The organism is Streptomyces sp. NBC_00483 (assembly GCF_036013745.1).
Lineage (GTDB): Bacteria > Actinomycetota > Actinomycetes > Streptomycetales > Streptomycetaceae > Streptomyces.
In genome coordinates this window covers 925,816-940,880 of the sequence record NZ_CP107880.1, presented here as the reverse complement: position 1 = coordinate 940,880, position 15,065 = coordinate 925,816, and the positions used below count along the sequence as shown (strand labels likewise).

Annotated in this window: 13 protein-coding genes; 8 read left to right on the top strand and 5 right to left on the bottom strand. The window is 71.3% G+C overall.

The window, feature by feature from the left end; genetic code table 11:
• Positions 1–71: 71 nt before the first annotated feature.
• The 3 genes from OHA73_RS04060 to OHA73_RS04050 all read left to right on the top strand — a co-directional run bounded on the left by OHA73_RS04060 (position 72) and on the right by OHA73_RS04050 (position 5,653).
• Positions 72–2,420, top strand: coding sequence for a GH92 family glycosyl hydrolase (locus tag OHA73_RS04060; protein WP_327654192.1), 2,349 nt, complete (start codon positions 72–74; stop codon positions 2,418–2,420).
• A gap of 177 nt (positions 2,421–2,597) precedes the next feature.
• The gene (locus OHA73_RS04055) at positions 2,598–3,965 is read left to right on the top strand and encodes a wax ester/triacylglycerol synthase family O-acyltransferase (RefSeq protein ID WP_327658403.1); all 1,368 of its coding nucleotides are present in this window, start codon (positions 2,598–2,600) and stop codon (positions 3,963–3,965) included.
• A 164-nt stretch (positions 3,966–4,129) separates the two neighbouring features.
• Complete coding sequence (locus OHA73_RS04050; RefSeq protein WP_266717311.1) at positions 4,130–5,653, top strand: SDR family NAD(P)-dependent oxidoreductase; 1,524 nt, start codon at positions 4,130–4,132, stop codon at positions 5,651–5,653.
• Here OHA73_RS04050 and OHA73_RS04045 read toward each other — a convergent pair.
• The gene (locus tag OHA73_RS04045) at positions 5,632–6,480 is read right to left on the bottom strand and encodes an SDR family oxidoreductase (RefSeq protein WP_327654191.1); all 849 of its coding nucleotides are present in this window, start codon (positions 6,478–6,480) and stop codon (positions 5,632–5,634) included. The genes OHA73_RS04050 and OHA73_RS04045 overlap by 22 nt on opposite strands.
• Positions 6,481–6,563: 83 nt before the next feature.
• Positions 6,564–7,127, bottom strand: coding sequence for an HD domain-containing protein (locus tag OHA73_RS04040; RefSeq protein ID WP_327654190.1), 564 nt, complete (start codon positions 7,125–7,127; stop codon positions 6,564–6,566).
• Positions 7,128–7,256: 129 nt separating this feature from the next.
• Here OHA73_RS04040 and OHA73_RS04035 point away from each other — a divergent pair, with 129 nt between their 5' ends.
• The 4 genes from OHA73_RS04035 to OHA73_RS04020 all read left to right on the top strand — a co-directional run bounded on the left by OHA73_RS04035 (position 7,257) and on the right by OHA73_RS04020 (position 9,934).
• Complete coding sequence (locus tag OHA73_RS04035) at positions 7,257–7,622, top strand: hypothetical protein (protein ID WP_327654189.1); 366 nt, start codon at positions 7,257–7,259, stop codon at positions 7,620–7,622.
• Positions 7,623–7,681: 59 nt separating this feature from the next.
• Positions 7,682–8,449: a DsbA family protein gene (locus tag OHA73_RS04030; protein WP_327654188.1), complete on the top strand. Its 768-nt coding sequence runs from the start codon at positions 7,682–7,684 to the stop codon at positions 8,447–8,449.
• On the top strand, positions 8,446–9,288 hold the full coding sequence (locus OHA73_RS04025; RefSeq protein WP_327654187.1) for a cytochrome c biogenesis CcdA family protein: 843 nt from the start codon (positions 8,446–8,448) through the stop codon (positions 9,286–9,288). Before OHA73_RS04030 ends, OHA73_RS04025 begins: the two co-directional genes overlap by 4 nt.
• Before the next feature lie 469 nt (positions 9,289–9,757).
• Positions 9,758–9,934 (top strand): hypothetical protein, encoded by a 177-nt coding sequence (locus tag OHA73_RS04020; protein ID WP_267072111.1) that lies wholly within the window; start codon positions 9,758–9,760, stop codon positions 9,932–9,934.
• Positions 9,935–10,018: 84 nt separating this feature from the next.
• On the opposite strand, the gene OHA73_RS04015 is transcribed toward OHA73_RS04020, so the two are convergent.
• Positions 10,019–11,662, bottom strand: coding sequence for an amidohydrolase (locus OHA73_RS04015; protein WP_327654186.1), 1,644 nt, complete (start codon positions 11,660–11,662; stop codon positions 10,019–10,021).
• A gap of 43 nt (positions 11,663–11,705) precedes the next feature.
• On the bottom strand, positions 11,706–13,187 hold the full coding sequence (locus tag OHA73_RS04010) for an APC family permease (RefSeq protein WP_327654185.1): 1,482 nt from the start codon (positions 13,185–13,187) through the stop codon (positions 11,706–11,708).
• Between the two features lie 160 nt (positions 13,188–13,347).
• On the opposite strand from OHA73_RS04010, the gene OHA73_RS04005 reads away from it, so the two are divergent.
• Positions 13,348–14,043: a TetR/AcrR family transcriptional regulator gene (locus OHA73_RS04005; RefSeq protein ID WP_327654184.1), complete on the top strand. Its 696-nt coding sequence runs from the start codon at positions 13,348–13,350 to the stop codon at positions 14,041–14,043.
• Between the two features lie 317 nt (positions 14,044–14,360).
• On the opposite strand, the gene OHA73_RS04000 is transcribed toward OHA73_RS04005, so the two are convergent.
• The gene (locus tag OHA73_RS04000) at positions 14,361–15,044 is read right to left on the bottom strand and encodes a FadR/GntR family transcriptional regulator (protein ID WP_266717326.1); all 684 of its coding nucleotides are present in this window, start codon (positions 15,042–15,044) and stop codon (positions 14,361–14,363) included.
• Positions 15,045–15,065 lie beyond the last annotated feature (21 nt).

The following is a 15,065-nucleotide window of genomic DNA, read 5'->3' as shown; positions in this document are numbered from 1 at the left end:
GAGTCTTGACGGGCCGTTGGGGCGCACGAAGAATGACCAGCCATGCTGACAACGTTGTCGAAGGGTGCAGGATGAGAAGCCGCAGAAGACCCGTCCGCCGCACACTGGGGGTGCTCGCCGCGGCCGCCGCGCTGCTCGGCGCCGGCCTTGCGACACCCGCCGCGGCCTCGGCCCCGTCCAAGGACGGCCGACTGACTGATCTGGTCAACCCGTTCATCGGCACGGAGAACGAGGGCAACACCTATCCGGGCGCCGCCGTCCCCTTCGGCATGGTGCAGTTCTCGCCCGACACCGGGCACAACACCGGATACGACTACTCGGAGAACCACATCCGCGGCTTCTCCACCGTCCATCTGTCCGGCGTGGGCTGCGGGTTGGGCGGCGACCTGCCGGTGCTGCCGACCGTGGGCGACATCGGCAGCACGGACTACGCGAAGTACGCGGCCGAGTTCAGCCACGACGACGAGAAGGCGTCGCCCGGCTACTACAAGGTGGGCCTGAAGACCGGCATCGACGCCGAGCTGAGCGCCACCAAGCGGACCGGCGTGCAGAAGTACACGTTCCCGGCCACCGACAAGGCCAACGTGATGATCAACGCGGGCCAGTCGCTGCACAAGACCGTGCACACCAAGGTCGACATCCTCGACAGCAGGACTGTGCGCACCGCCATCACCGGCAGCGGCTTCTGCCAGGACACCAAGCAGTACACGCTCTACACGATCACCAAGTTCGACCGGCCCTTCGCCACGTCCGGCACCTGGAAGGGTGACACCGTCACCGAGGGCTCCAAGTCCTCGGCCGCGGACGCCGAGCGCAACGGCGCGTATCTCCGCTTCGACACCAGCAAGGACCGCACCGTCGAGGCGACGACCGCGATCTCCTACGTGGACGCCCACGGCGCCGCGCTCAACCTCCGTACGGAGGGCGCCCGTTCCTTCGACTCCGTGCACGCCGCGGCCCAGTCCGCGTGGGAGGACCGGCTCGACGACGTCAAGGCACAGGGCGGCAGCGAGACCCTGCGCCGCACGTTCTACTCCTCGCTGTACCGCTCGTTCCTCGCGCCGAACATCGGCAGCGACGTCGACGGCCGCTACACCGGCTGGGACCAGAAGATCCACCGCGCCAAGGGATTCACGTACTACCAGAACTGGTCGCTCTGGGACACGTACCGCACCCAGGCGCAGCTGCTCTCGCTGCTCGCCCCGCGCGAGTCGCGGGACATGGCGCTGTCGGTGATCCGGATCGACAAGGACAGCGGCTGGCTGCCCAAGTGGGGCTACGGCACGGTCGAGACGAACATCATGACCGGCGACCCGGTCACCCCCTTCCTCACCAACGCCTACCAGCAGGGTCTGCTCAAGGGGCACGAGGAGGACGCCTACCGGGCGCTGAAGAAGAACGCCGACGGCGTGCCGCCGGCCGACTCCGCCCCCGTGGGCCGCGAGGCCAACAAGGAGTACCTCGCCGACGGGTTCGCGCCGTACATCAAGGACCGCGAGCACGTGAAGCCCGGCGACTCCGATTACGACCACGGTGCCTCGGCCACCCTCGAGTACGCCCTGTCCGACGCCATGCTCGGCCAGATGGCGAAGGAGCTCGGGCACAAGGACGACGCGAAGCGGTACACCGAGCGGGCGCAGAACTACCTGAAGATCTACGACAGTTCGACCGGATTCTTCCGCGCGCGCGACGCTTCGGGTGCCTTCACCGGCCCCGCCGACCCGGCCAAGAGCGAGGGCTTCCACGAGGGCACGTCCTGGCAGTACCAGTGGCTCGTCCCGCAGGACCTGCCCGGCATGGTCGATCTGATCGGCGGGAAGGAGGCCGCGAACAAGCGCCTCGACTCGTTCTTCGCCTACGACGAGCTGGTGAAGGACCCCGCGAAGACCGCCCGCGAGGTGTGGGTCAACGGCCCGTACGACTACTACAACGCGGACAAGTACAACCCGCAGAACGAGCCGGACCTGATCGCGCCCTACACGTACCTCTCCACCGGTCAGCCGTGGAAGACCACCGACGTGGTGCACGCCGCGCTGACCCTGTTCACCGACACCCCGACCGGCATGACCGGCAATGACGACCTGGGCACGATGTCCGCCTGGAACGTCCTGTCGTCGATCGGGATCTTCCCGGTGCAGCCCGGCACGGACACGTGGAGCCTGTCGACGCCCGTCTTCGAGCGGGTCGACGTCACGCTCGACCGGCGCTACTACCCGAAGGGCGCGCTGACCGTCCGGGCGCCCGGCACCTCGGAGGGCAACCGGTACATCCAGTCGGCGCGGACGGACGGCGCCGCGTACGACAAGACGTATCTGACCACGGAGGATCTGCGGGGCCTGCGGAACCTGTCCTTCACCGTCGGCGGCGAACCGTCGGCGTGGGGGACCGGTGCCGACGCGGCGCCGCCCGCCCTCAAGTGACGTAAACGACACGCCACTTGAGTGGTCTACTGAGTCACATGAGACCCGCCTCTCCCAGAGGGGCGGGTCTTCATCAGTTGTTAACGCAGAGTGGCATGATCGTACTTGACCGTAATCGACTGCTGGCGGTTGACTGCGGGCTCACCGTCGTCGACGCGAGAGCCCTTCATGACCTCTCTGAGTTCGGACTTGCTCGCTCCACTCGACCTGACTTTCTGGAACATCGAGACCGCCGAACACCCCATGCACCTCGGGGCGTTGGGCGTGTTCGAGGCCGACGACCCCGGAGCCGCCCGGCACGCCTTCGAGCTGCTCGCCACCCGCGCCGCGGGCGTGGCGGGCCTGCGGATGCGGATCGCCGGCGTGCTCGTGCCGGTCGGCGGCGCGGCCCGCGTGCCGGCCGCCGACTTCGACCCGCTCGACCACGTGTGGATGGCCGGGCCCGTCGACGACTTCCACGCCGCCGCGGGCGCGCTGATGGAGCGCCCGCTCGACCGCGGCCGCCCGCCGTGGGAGGCGCATGTGCTGCCGGCCGCCGACGGCGCGTCGTTCGCCGTGCTCTTCAAGTTCCACCACGCCCTCGCCGACGGGCTGCGCGCCCTGACCCTCGCCGCCGGCGTCATGGACCCGATCGACCTGCCCGCCGGTCGCGCCCCGAAGGACGCGCCCGCGCCGCGCCGCGGCCTGCGCCTCCCGTTTCCCGGCCTGCGCGAGATCACCCTCGGTGACCTCGACCCGCGCCGCTACCCCGACCATGTGCGGGCGCTGGCGACCAGCGCCACACAGGCCGTGTCCATCGGCGCGTCCGTCGCCCGCGCCACCTGGGGCGTCCGCACGTCGCCCGCGCTCACCTCGAAGGCCAGCGGCACCCGGAGCACCGCAGGGGTCGTGCTCGACCTCGACGACGTGCACCGCATCCGCAAGACGGTCGGCGGCACGGTGAACGACGTGCTGATAGCCGTGGTCGCCGGAGCCGTCAGGCGCTGGCTCGACGAGCGCGGCGACGGCAGCGAGGGCGTCGAGCCCCGCGCCCTCGTCCCGGTCTCCCGGCGCAGGCCCCGCACCGCCCACCCGCAGGGCAACCGGCTCTCCGGCTACCTCCTGCGCCTGCCCGTCGCCGAGCCGGACCCGGTGGAGCGGCTGCGGGTCGTACGGGCCGCCATGAACCGGCGCAAGGACGTCGGGCCCACGCGCGGCGCGGGCGCCGTCGCCCTGCTCGCCGACCACGTCCCACCGCTCGGCCTCCGGCTCGGCGGCGGCCTCGTCGGCCAGAACGCGCGCCTCCTCTTCGACCTGCTGGTCACGAGCGTGCCGCTGCCCAGCCTCGGCCTGAAACTGGGCGGCTGCCCGCTCACCGAGGTCTTCCCGCTGGCGCCGCTGGCCCAGGGCCAGTCCCTCGCGGTGGCGGTGTCGACGTACCGCGGGCGGGTCCACTACGGCCTCGTCGCCGACGCGAGCGCCGTACCGGACCTCGACGTGCTGGCGCGGGCGATCCGGGAGGAAGTGGCCGCGCTCGGGGCGGCGTGCGAGAAGGCGGCGACCTGACGTAGCCGCTGGTGCCGACGGCCGTCATTTGGGTCGACGCCGCTCCCGCCAGTATCCTCCGGATCTGGCGGGATCAACCGAGTGACCTGTAAGGTGCCGCCTTTTGGCAGCCGCGGCCCCCAGGTGTCGCCGCGGCACGAGCGACACGAGGAACAGCAGCGGCGATGACCGTGACAGAGGACAACCAGGCCGACGAGGTCGTCGAGGCCACGGACGCCGTCGAGAGCGGCGACGCCGACCTCGGCCCCGGCATCGACCCCGAGCGGCTCGCCGTCTGCCTCAGTGTGCTGGAGGAGCTCGACGAGATCGACGTCGACCATCCCGACGCGATCACCGTCCGCAGGGCCACCGCCGGCATCTACCGGACCGTGAAGCAGCGCCGCCGCCAGGAGCGCCGCGCCGCCAAGACCGCCCACGACAAGGCGGTCACCGAGGCGACGGCGACCGGGTCCGCGCAGCGCATCGACGACGAGACCGAGGGCATCCTGCCTTCCTCGCAGACCGAGGAGGGCAGGTTCGCGGGGATACTCCAGCGCCCGCGCTCCTGCTACACCTGCAAGACCCGGTACGTGGAAGTCGACTACTTCTACCACCAGCTCTGTCCCGACTGCGCCCGCCTGAACCGGACCAAGCGCGACGCCCGCGCCGACCTCAGCGGCAAGCGCGCCCTGCTCACCGGCGGCCGCGCCAAGATCGGCATGTACATCGCGCTGCGCCTCCTCCGTGACGGCGCGCACACCACGATCACCACCCGGTTCCCCAAGGACGCCATCCGCCGCTTCAAGGCGATGGAGGACTCGGCGGACTGGATCCACCGCCTGGAGGTCGTCGGCCTCGACCTGCGCGACCCGGGCCAGGCCGTCGCCCTCGCCGAGCAGGTCGCCGCCGCGGGCCCGCTCGACATCCTCATCAACAACGCGACGCAGACCGTGCGCCGCCTGCCCTCCGCCTACGCCGCCCTCGTCGACGGCGAGAGCGCGCCGCTGCCCGCAGGAGAGCTGCCGCCGCACCACGTCATCGGCGCCTTCAACTCGGGCTCCGTCGACGGCATCGCCGCGCTGCCCATCGGCACCAGCGGCATCGACGCCCAGAAGGTCGCCGACCTGGCGCTCGTCGCGGGCAACGCGAGCGTCGAGCGGCACCTCGACGGCTCCGCGATCGACGCGGGCGGCCTCGTCCCCGACGTCGTCGATTCCAACACCTGGGTGCAGACCATCGACCAGATCTCCCCGGTCGAGCTGCTCGAGACCCAGCTCTGCAACTACACGTCGCCGTTCATCCTGATCAGCGCGCTGCGCCCGGCCATGTCCGACGCCGCGAAGAAGGCGGAGAGCGGACGCGCGTACGTCGTGAACGTCTCGGCGATGGAGGGTGTCTTCGGCCGCGGCTACAAGGGCGCGGGCCACCCGAACACCAACGCCGCCAAGGCCGCGATGAACATGGTGACGCGCACCAGCGCCCACGAGATGTTCCAGGCCGACGGCATCCTGATGACCTCCGTCGACACCGGCTGGATCACCGACGAACGCCCGCACTACGACAAGCTGCGCCTCGCCGAGGAGGGCTTCCACGCCCCGCTCGACCTGGTCGACGGCGCCGCCCGCGTCTACGACCCCGTCGTCCGCGGCGAGGCCGGCGACGACGTGTACGGCGTCTTCCTGAAGGACTACGAGCCCGGCAAGTGGTGACGGAGCTGCTTGTGGACGGCGTCGTTCGACGCGCCGCCCGCTGAGGCGGCGCGCACCCGCGTACCGCCGTCCACGAGCAGCTCCGCCCCGGTGATCCAGGACGCCTCGTCCGAGGCCAGCCAGCGCACTGCGCGCGCCACGTCCTCCGGCTCCCCGATCCGCCCGGCCGGAAGGCCCGCCGCCACCGACTCCTCGGCCCGCTCCCACACGAAGCGGGCCATCTCGGTGCGGACCAGGCCGGGGGAGACGGAGTTCACGCGCACCAACGGGCCCATCTCGCCCGCCAGTTGAGCGGTCAGGTGCAGCAGCGCCGCCTTGCTGGTGCCGTACGCGCCGACGTTCGGGCCGACATGGCCCGCGCCCTCCGTGCACACATTGACGACGGCGCCGCCGTGCTCGCTCATCCACGCCCGCCACGCGCACTGCACCAGACGCAGCGGCGCCTCCACGTTCATCGTGAAGGCCGTGCGCCAGACGTCCGGGTCGGCGTCCATGAGCGGGCCGTACGGCTGGTTGGTCGCGGCGTTGTTCACGACGATGTCGACCCGCCCGAACTCGGCCATCGTCCGCTCCGTCACCTCCCACAGATGCGCCGGATCGGCCACGGACCCGGGCACACCCACCGCCTCCGCGCCCCGCGCCCGCAGCGCCGCGACGGCCTCGCGTACCCCGTGCGGATCCCGCGCCGTCACGCACAACAGGGCGCCGGAGTCTGCGAGTTCCTCCGCGATCGCGCGGCCGATGCCGCGCGAGGCACCGGTCACGACGGCCGCCCTGCCGTCGAGCACGCGCGGGTGATCCGTGGGAGCCATCGGGGACGCAGCCATGCGCGTACGGTCTCACGGGCGCACGGTGTATGACGATGTGTCAGTTGTGCACGCTTCGTGGGTCGTTTGTGGAGGCCGCCGACCTAGCGGACGTACGAGGCGTGGGTGGCCGCCACGAGTTCGAGCACCGGGCGCCAGTCCTCCATGACCCCCGCGTCGAGGCCCACCACCTTGCCCGCGTCGTCCGCCTGCCGCACCGTCACCGCGTCCTCGGCATGCGGGTCCGCCTCGAACGCCGCCACCTCCCGGGGCGTCATCGGCCCGCCCTGAACGCCCAGCGTCAGCGCGCTCTGCGGGGACAGGCCGCGCCCCGGCTCGGTCGTCGCCAGATACCGCTTCGCCGGCACGTGCAGCCGTACGAGCTGTGCCACCCGCTCGCCAAGGAGGCCGCGCACCGCGTCCGCCGCCCGGTCCGCGTGTCCCGCGTCGTCGCCCGGGCACAGCAGATGTCCGAGGTCGTGGACGAGGCCCGCGACCTGCAACTCCTTGTCGCTGGGCCGGGAGCGGCGCAGCAACGCCGCCGTCTGCAGCGCGTGGTCGTGCAGATCGACGGGGTCGCCGCTGCGGTCCGGGGCGTCCCAGGCGCCCCGGCAGGCGTGCAGGGCGGCCATCAATTCCTCGACGGTGCGCAGTTCGACGCGTTCCATGGACGGCTCCTCCCGAAGCTCTTCCGCAGCCTGTCCGGAAGCAGACCATGGCGAACTGAGGCCGAGCCGACCCACCGGTCAACAGGACGTGAACGCTGTCCCCTTTCTCCCATGGTGCAGAATTGCCGCATGCGCCGCCTCACCGTTCCCGCTCTGCTGGTGACCCTCCTGGTCACCGTGCTGGGCACGGCATGGGGCAGCGACTTCGGCGGCGCGCCCGTCGAACCGGCCCCGGCCCTCGCGTCCGTACAGCAACTGGCGTCGCCCGGCACACCGGACTGCGACCCGCAGGGACAGCACGCCCCCGACAGTCGCCAGGGCGTGCCCACGCGCGGCACGAGCGCCCACGAACTCCTCGCCCCGCTCGCGTACGCCCACGGGCACGGCGCCGCCGCGCCGCTCACGGGCATCGTGCCGCCGACCCCGGCGGGTCGCGGCCCGCCGCCGCCCAACGATCCGCCCTCACCGGTCGAACTGTCCGTCCTGCGCGTGTAGATGACGCCCCGCCCCACCCGTCATCACGCATTCCTCACGCACGCAAGGACGACTTCGTCATGCCCAAGAACACCTCCATCCGCGCCAAGCAGCGCCGCACCGCCGCGATCGCCGCATCCGTCGCCGTGGCCGCGATCCTCCTCGGCACCGTCTCGTACACCGCGACCAGGCCCGAGGCCCGTACCGACGTGGCCGACCAGCAGCAGGCGGACACCACCGAGGCCAACGACGAGCTGACCGACAAGCTCGTGAAGCTCGCCCGGCGCGACGCCAAGGACCCGCTCGCGCAGGGCCGCGCCGACGCGCCCGTGGTGCTCATCGAGTACGCCGACTTCAAGTGCGGCTACTGCGGGAAGTTCGCTCGCGACACCGAACCCGACCTGGTGAAGAAGTACGTCGACGACGGCACGCTGCGCATCGAGTGGCGCAACTTCCCGATCTTCGGCGCCGACTCGCAGTCCGCCGCGCGCGCCGCGTGGGCCGCCGGACAGCAGGGCCGCTTCTGGCAGTTCCACAAGGCGGCGTACGCCGACGGCGCCAAGGACAAGGGCTTCGGCGCGGACCGCCTCGACGCGCTCGCCCGCGAGGCCGGGGTGAAGGACCTCGACCGGTTCCGCACCGACCGCGCAGGCAAGGCGGCGCAGGCGGCGGTGAAGCAGGACAGCGACGAGGCGTACGCGCTCGGAGCCACCTCCACGCCGTCCTTCCTCATCAACGGCCAGCCCATCGCGGGCGCGCAGCCCGAGGCCGCCTTCGAGCAGGCCATCGAGGCGGCGAAGGACCGGTCCGCGAAGGAACAGTCCGCGAAGTCCGGCGGCGGCAAGTGAGCGACATCGGCTACTTCGCGGCATTCCTCGGCGGCCTGCTCGCGCTGCTCAGCCCGTGCAGCGCGTTGCTGCTGCCCGCGTTCTTCGCGTACTCCATCGACAGCCCGACGCGGCTCGTCGCCCGCACTGGAGTCTTCTACCTCGGGCTCGCCACCACCCTGGTCCCGCTCGGCGCCGCCGGCTCGTACGCGGGCCGATTCTTCTACGGCAACCGTGACCTGCTCGTCTCCATCGGCGGCTGGCTGATCATCGCGCTCGGGGTGCTGCAGATCGCGGGACGCGGCTTCGCCTCCCGCCGCATGTCGGAACTCTCCGGCCGCATCCGCCCCACCAACGCGGTGTCGGTGTACGCGCTCGGGGCGGTCTACGGCCTCGCCGGCTTCTGCGCGGGACCGATCCTCGGCAGCGTCCTCACGGTCGCGGCGCTCGGCGGGCACCCGGTGTACGGCGGAGCGCTGCTCGCGGTGTACGCCCTGGGCATGGCCGTACCGCTGTTCCTGCTCGCGCTGTTGTGGGAACGGTTCGACCTTGGCGGGAAGCGGTGGCTGCGCGGCCGTCCGGTCCGCATCGGCCGTTTCGAAACGCACTCGACGTCGCTGGCTTCCGGTCTGTTCTTCCTGGCGCTCGGCACGCTGTTTCTGGTCTTCGACGGGACGACGGCGCTTCCCGGACTCCTCGACGTCGACAACTCGTTCGCCGCCGAGCAGTGGGCGCGCGGCATGGGCGACCGCGTCCCGGACCTGCTCGTCCTGGTCGCGGTCGTCGTGCTGGTGGGGGCGTTCTTCCTTGTACGGACCCTGCGCGGGCGAGCAGCGAACGTTCCGGTCGAGAGCGATTAGCCTCCGGCGGCAGGGGGCGAGTTGACGCCAATCTTCGGCGTCGGCCGCCCCGTCCCACGCGCCTCGTCGGCCCCGGGTGACGCCTGGGGCCGCGTCAACACCACCTGGCGACACGCCGTGATGTCCTGAAGTGCCCCCGTACGAGCGAAAACCCTTCGCGCCTGGACGGGTGTCCATGGCTGAATGAACGCCAGGCGACCTCCGAAAGACCCAGAGATTCCAGCCCCAGTGAGCGGACCCCCGCTCATATGGTTAGGCTGTAGCCGCACGGTTACCGCAAGTGGGTCCGACACCTCGACCCATGGTGGCCGTACAGGGACAGACCGAGAACCACGGCCGACCCAACGAGCGACAACCGGCGCCACCGCGCCCGAACTGGCCCTCTACACAAGCCCGATCGGGCGCCGGACCCCGCGCGACGCAGGGACGGACCGCCGAAGCGGGTTACCCGACACACAAGGAGTGCGCGGTGACACCAGAGAAGACGAATCGCGAACAGAGCCCGAAGGACCGAGCCGAGCGGGCCGGCCGACGCAGGCCGGAGAAGCTTGGCAGTCTCGACGTCTGGGCGAGGTCGGCGCCGATTCGCCTCGCGGGTTACGAGGACGATCTTGCGGAGCCGCACATTCTGCCCAGCGTGGACTGACGCCGGGTCGGGTTTCTCAAGCCCCGCCGGCGATTGAGGCGCGGGGTCCGGGGCAGAGCCCCGAGGCCCCAGCCCCGTTGGGCGTCAACTGGCAAACACTCGCTGACCCCCGACGAAGGTCTGCTCGACACGCGTCGCGCCGATCTCCGTCGCGGGCCCGGCAAACGGGTCCCGGTCAAGGACCACGAGGTCTGCGAGGCACCCGCCCGCGATGACCCCGGTATCCGCGTCAAGATGATTCACGTACGCGCTACCGGAGGTATACGCCGCGAGCGCATCGCCCAGCCCGATCCGCTGCTCCGGCAGGAACACCGGCGTCCCCGCAGGCGCATCCGCCAGCACCCGGTTCACCGCGACATGGATCCCCTGCAACGGATCCGGGCTGCTCACCGGCCAGTCGCTGCCCGCCGCAAGCGTCGCCCCCGCCCCCAGCAGCGCCGCGAACGGGTACTGCCAGGCCGAGCGCTCCGCCCCGAGGAACGGGATCGTCAGCTCGTCCATCTGCGGCTCGTGCGCGGCCCACAGCGCCTGCATGTTCGCCGTCGCGCCCAGTTCCCGGAACCGGCCGATGTCATCGGGGTGCACGACCTGAAGGTGAGCCAGGTGCGGGCGGGTATCCGTCCAACCATTGGCCCCCCGTGCCGCTTCCACGGCATCGAGTGCCTCGCGGACGGCCCGGTCGCCGAGCGCGTGGAAGTGCACCTGGAAACCGTGGGCGTCCAGCTCGGTCACGTACTTCTTCAGCGCCTCGGGCGGTACGAAGCTGATCCCGCTGTTGTCCGACCGGCAGCCGCAGCCGTCGAGATACGGGCCGAGCAGCGCCGCCGTGCCGTTCTCAGCCACCCCGTCCTGCATGATCTTCACGGTCGTCGAGCGGAGCCGGCCACGGGTGCCGGCCTCGCGCCGGGTGAGCAGTTCCCCGATCTGCTCGGTGCCGCGCGCGCGGTCCCACCACAGCGCGCCCACGACACGCGCGGTGAGCCGCCCGTCGTCGGCGCACGCCAGATACGCGTCCGTCGGGTCGGTGAGGTTGGCGTGGTCGCCGAGGATGGCGTCCTGCCAGGCCGTGACGCCGAGCGAGTGCAGGTGCTCCTGGGCGCGGAGCAGGCCCGCGATCTTCTCCTCGCGGGTGACCGGAGGCAGCAGACGGCCGACGAGGTTCGCGGCGCCCTCCTGGAGCATGCCCGTCGGCGTGCCGTCCGGGTCGCGCTCGATGCGGCCGTCCGAAGGGTCGGGGGTACGGGCGTCGATCCCCGCGGCCCGCAGGGCACGCGAGTTGACCCAGGCGCCGTGGTGGTCGCGGTTGACCAGATACACCGGCCGGTCCGGCACCAGGGCGTCGAGCTCGGCCGCCGTCGGCAGTCCGCCGGGGAACGCCTCCATCGCCCAGCCGCCCCCGGTGATCCACTCGGCGTCCGGGTGCGCGCTCGCATACGCGGCGATCCGCTCCCGGTACGCGGCGAGCGTCGTCGAGCCGCTCAGATCGCACTGGCCCATCTCCATGCCCGCCCCGACGGGGTGCGCGTGCGCGTCCTGGAAGCCGGGGATCAGCAACTTCCCCGCCAGGTCGACCACTTCGGTGCGCGGGCCTATCAACTCGCGCACCTCGTCGTGGCCTACGGCGACGATCCGCTCGCCCCGCACCGCGACCGTGGTGGCGCGCGAGCGGGCGGGGGAGCCGGTGTGGACGGGACCGCCGGTGAAGACGAGGTCGGCGGGTGTGGACATGTTTTCAACTCCTAGTACATGTGCGGGTGTTACGAGAGGGCGGTCAGTTGGCCGTCGGCCCGGCCAGTTCGACGGCGTCGGCGTCCGTGCCGCGCCCGGTCCTGAAGTACGGGGAGCGGCGCCCGTACTTGGCGACGGCGGCCATGACGAGACCGGACACGACGATCGCCGCGGGCACGGCCAGCATGAACCAGCCGTTGTCCGGCGACAGTTCGAAGTGGTCGCTCATCGTCGCGTACGAGTACGCCAGGTACGCCCCGATGCCGAGCAGCGCGAGTGCGCTGAGCCCCGGCACGAGGACCGCGCGCACCGCCTCGCGGGGCGCTGTGCGCAGCAGTGAGCGGAAACGGACCGAGCAGGCGAGGGCCGTGAGGCCGTAGTAGAGGGCGACGGTGAGCCCGATGGAGTTCACGGCGGCGAGGATCATCTCGTTCAACTTCGGTATCGCCAAGGCGAGCAGGGCGACGGCCGCCGCGATCGACATCACGACGACGGTGCCCGCGGCCGGCGAACCGTAGCGGGGACTCACCCGCGTCCACACCTGGCCCATCGTGCGGTCCCGGCCCATCGCGAGCAGCCCGCGCGCCGTCGGGATCACGCTGGCCTGGAGGGACGCCACCGCCGAGAACAGCAGCGCGAGCAGCGGCAGGCTGGCCACCGGTTCGTCGGCGAGCTTCGCGCCGAGATAGGTAAGGGCCTGTGGGCCCTGCTCGACCAGTTCGGGCAGCGACATCTCGCGCTGGAAGGCCACGGAACCGTAGAGGAACAGCGCGAGCATCGCGAACAGGGCGATCAGTCCGCCGCGCCCCGCGTCCCGCACGTCCTTGGTCTCCTCGGTCACCGTGAACGCCGCGTCCCAGCCCCAGAAGAAGAACACCGCGAGGACCAGGCCCTGCGCGAAGGCCGTGCCGCCGTGGATGTCGAACGGGTTGAACCACGACCACTGGAAGGCGTGCTCGCCGGTGACCAGGGACCAGCCGCAGAACCCGAGCAGCACCACGTACTCGAAGACGAGCAGCCACGCCTGGAGGCGGGTCGCTTTGCGGACGCCGGTGACCGCGGTGACGGTGACGGCGGTGAGTACGAGCAGGCCGACGACGGTCGAAAGTGCCGTCGAGTTCGGGTCGAGGTCGATCCCCAACACCGTATGCAGATGTGCCTTGTTGGCGAACTGAAGGAAGACCGAGCCCGTCACCGCGCTCGTGTACGCCATGAAGATCAGCGTGCCGACGAGCGTGACCCAGCCCGTGAGGAAGCCTAGCCAGGGGCCGAGCGAACGGCCCACCCATACATAGCCGCTGCCCATGTTCGGCTCCTGGCGGTTCAGCCGCGCGTAGGCCACCGCGATCCCCAGGATCGGCACGAACGCGACGAGCAGGACCGCGGGCGCGTGCAGCCCGACCGTCGCGGCGAGGGACCCCATTCCGATGCCGATGCTGGTGGTCGCGGCGGTGCTGGACGCGGCGATGGCGATGCCGTCGACGAGGCCGAGGGAGCGGCGCAGGCCCGGTGGTTCGCTTCTCATGATCGATCTCCTGATGGCCGGGGAGGCGGGGACGGAAAGGGGGTGGGAGGTGCGCGAGGGGCGGCGAGGGGGCGGCGACCGCGATCAAATCGGCCTTGTCAGCTTGCGTCAATGGTGTTGTCATAAGCGGGACGCGTCGGGCGACGGAGGGGAGAGGGCCGTGCCGGAAGGGCGGATCCCGGTGGAGCGGCGGCGCCGCAAGCTGACAAGGTCGGGGGTGCTGCTGTCCGAGGACGTGATCGTCGACTGCGCGCTGCGCCTGGTCGGGCAGCACGGCGGCGATGCGCTGAGCGTGCGCAGGATCGGAGCGGCCCTGGGCTGCGACCCGAGCGCGCTGTACCGCTACTTCCACAGCACGGACGACCTGCTGCTCGCCGTCTCCGACCGGCTCATCGGCGAGGCCATGGACGGTTTCCACCCCGAGCGGATGGCCTGGCGCGACGGGCTGCGCGAGTTCGGCCTGCGCATCCACCGCGGGTACCGCGCGCACCCGCGGGTGGCGGCGCTCGCGGCGTACCGGGTGACGCGGCGTCCGCACGAGTTCCGGGCCGTCGACGCGGGGATCGGGTTGCTCAAGCGGGCCGGCTTCGGGGACGAGGACGCGGTGCGGCACTACTCCGCCTTCGTCGACACCGTCCTCGGCCACGCGGCCCTCGACGCCGCGTATCTGGCGCTGCCCGCGGAGCGGCGGGAGGCGGACGACCGGGCGTGGACGGGGGAGTACGCGAACCTGTCGGCCGAGACGCATCCCCAACTCGGTGCTGCGCGCGAGCACTTGCCGCTGATGGCGGGGAGTTCGTTCGAGGTGGCGTTGGAGTTGCTGCTGACGGCGTTGGAGGTCGCGGCCTCGGAGTGAGCGCGCGCGAAGGCCCCACACCCGCGGTGGGCGTGGGGCCTTCGGTTCCGGGCTTCAGGCGGGCCTGATCAGAGGCGGGCCTGATCAGAGATGCTTGCCGAAGAAGTCGATCAGCTTGGCGGCGGCCGGACCGACCGCCTCCTCCCTGGCGTCCGGGTCGACCGTCTCAAGTCCTGTCGGCAAACCTGGCCCGGTCGGCGACTGAGTCTCGTCATTTCAAGCCCCGCAGGGGGCACCTCCCAGCGTTGGCTGGGGGAGATTGAGGCGCGGGGTCCGGGGCAGAGCCCCGCGGCGTCAACCCCGCCCGACCGGGGGCGTCAGCCCAACTGCCCCCGCAACCACTCCTCCACCTCACCCACATGCGCCGCGGCAGCGGCCCGCGCCGCCTCCGGATCCCGCGCCGTCAGCGCCCGCAGGATCCGCGCATGCTCGCGACGGGTCCGCTCGAAGGCCCCCTCCTGCTCATAGCCGCGCCACACCCGCGCCCGGAAGGTCCGGGAGGACAGACCCTCCAGGATCGCCGCCATCGTGTCGTTGCCCGCGGCCGCGGCGATCGTCCGGTGGAACGCCAGATCGTGGGAGAGGATCTCCTCCGGATCGTCCGTCGCCTCCATCGCCGCCAAGTGGTCCTCGACCTCGGCGAGTTGCGCACGTGTGATCCGTGCCGCGGCGAGCGCCGTGGCCGTCGACTCCAGGATGCGGCGCACCTCGAGCAGCTCCACGAGCCGGGGCCCGCGCGACAGGTCGGCGACGACCCCGAACGTCTCCAGTAGGTCACCGGCCTCCAACTGCGTGACGTAGATGCCGGATCCGTGCCGCGCCTCCAGGGCGCCGAGCACGGTGAGCGCCCGGATCGCCTCGCGCATGGAGCTGCGCGAGATGCCGAGCTGCACCGCCAGATCCCGCTCGGTGGGCAGCCGTTGGCCCGGCTGGAGCTCGCCGCTGCCGATCATCGCCTTGAGCTGGTCGATGGCCCGCTGGGTGACGGTGGCCTTCTGCATGCCGCGCAGTGTAACCAGCCA

Coding starts and splice junctions, on each gene's coding strand:
- OHA73_RS04045 (WP_327654191.1), bottom strand. CDS start 6,480: ATGGCTGCGTCCCCGATGGCTCCCACGGATCACCCGCGCGTGCTCGAC.
- OHA73_RS04010 (WP_327654185.1), bottom strand. CDS start 13,187: ATGAGAAGCGAACCACCGGGCCTGCGCCGCTCCCTCGGCCTCGTCGAC.
- OHA73_RS04040 (WP_327654190.1), bottom strand. CDS start 7,127: ATGGAACGCGTCGAACTGCGCACCGTCGAGGAATTGATGGCCGCCCTG.
- OHA73_RS04060 (WP_327654192.1), top strand. CDS start 72: ATGAGAAGCCGCAGAAGACCCGTCCGCCGCACACTGGGGGTGCTCGCC.
- OHA73_RS04035 (WP_327654189.1), top strand. CDS start 7,257: ATGCGCCGCCTCACCGTTCCCGCTCTGCTGGTGACCCTCCTGGTCACC.
- OHA73_RS04000 (WP_266717326.1), bottom strand. CDS start 15,044: ATGCAGAAGGCCACCGTCACCCAGCGGGCCATCGACCAGCTCAAGGCG.
- OHA73_RS04030 (WP_327654188.1), top strand. CDS start 7,682: ATGCCCAAGAACACCTCCATCCGCGCCAAGCAGCGCCGCACCGCCGCG.
- OHA73_RS04050 (WP_266717311.1), top strand. CDS start 4,130: ATGACCGTGACAGAGGACAACCAGGCCGACGAGGTCGTCGAGGCCACG.
- OHA73_RS04015 (WP_327654186.1), bottom strand. CDS start 11,662: ATGTCCACACCCGCCGACCTCGTCTTCACCGGCGGTCCCGTCCACACC.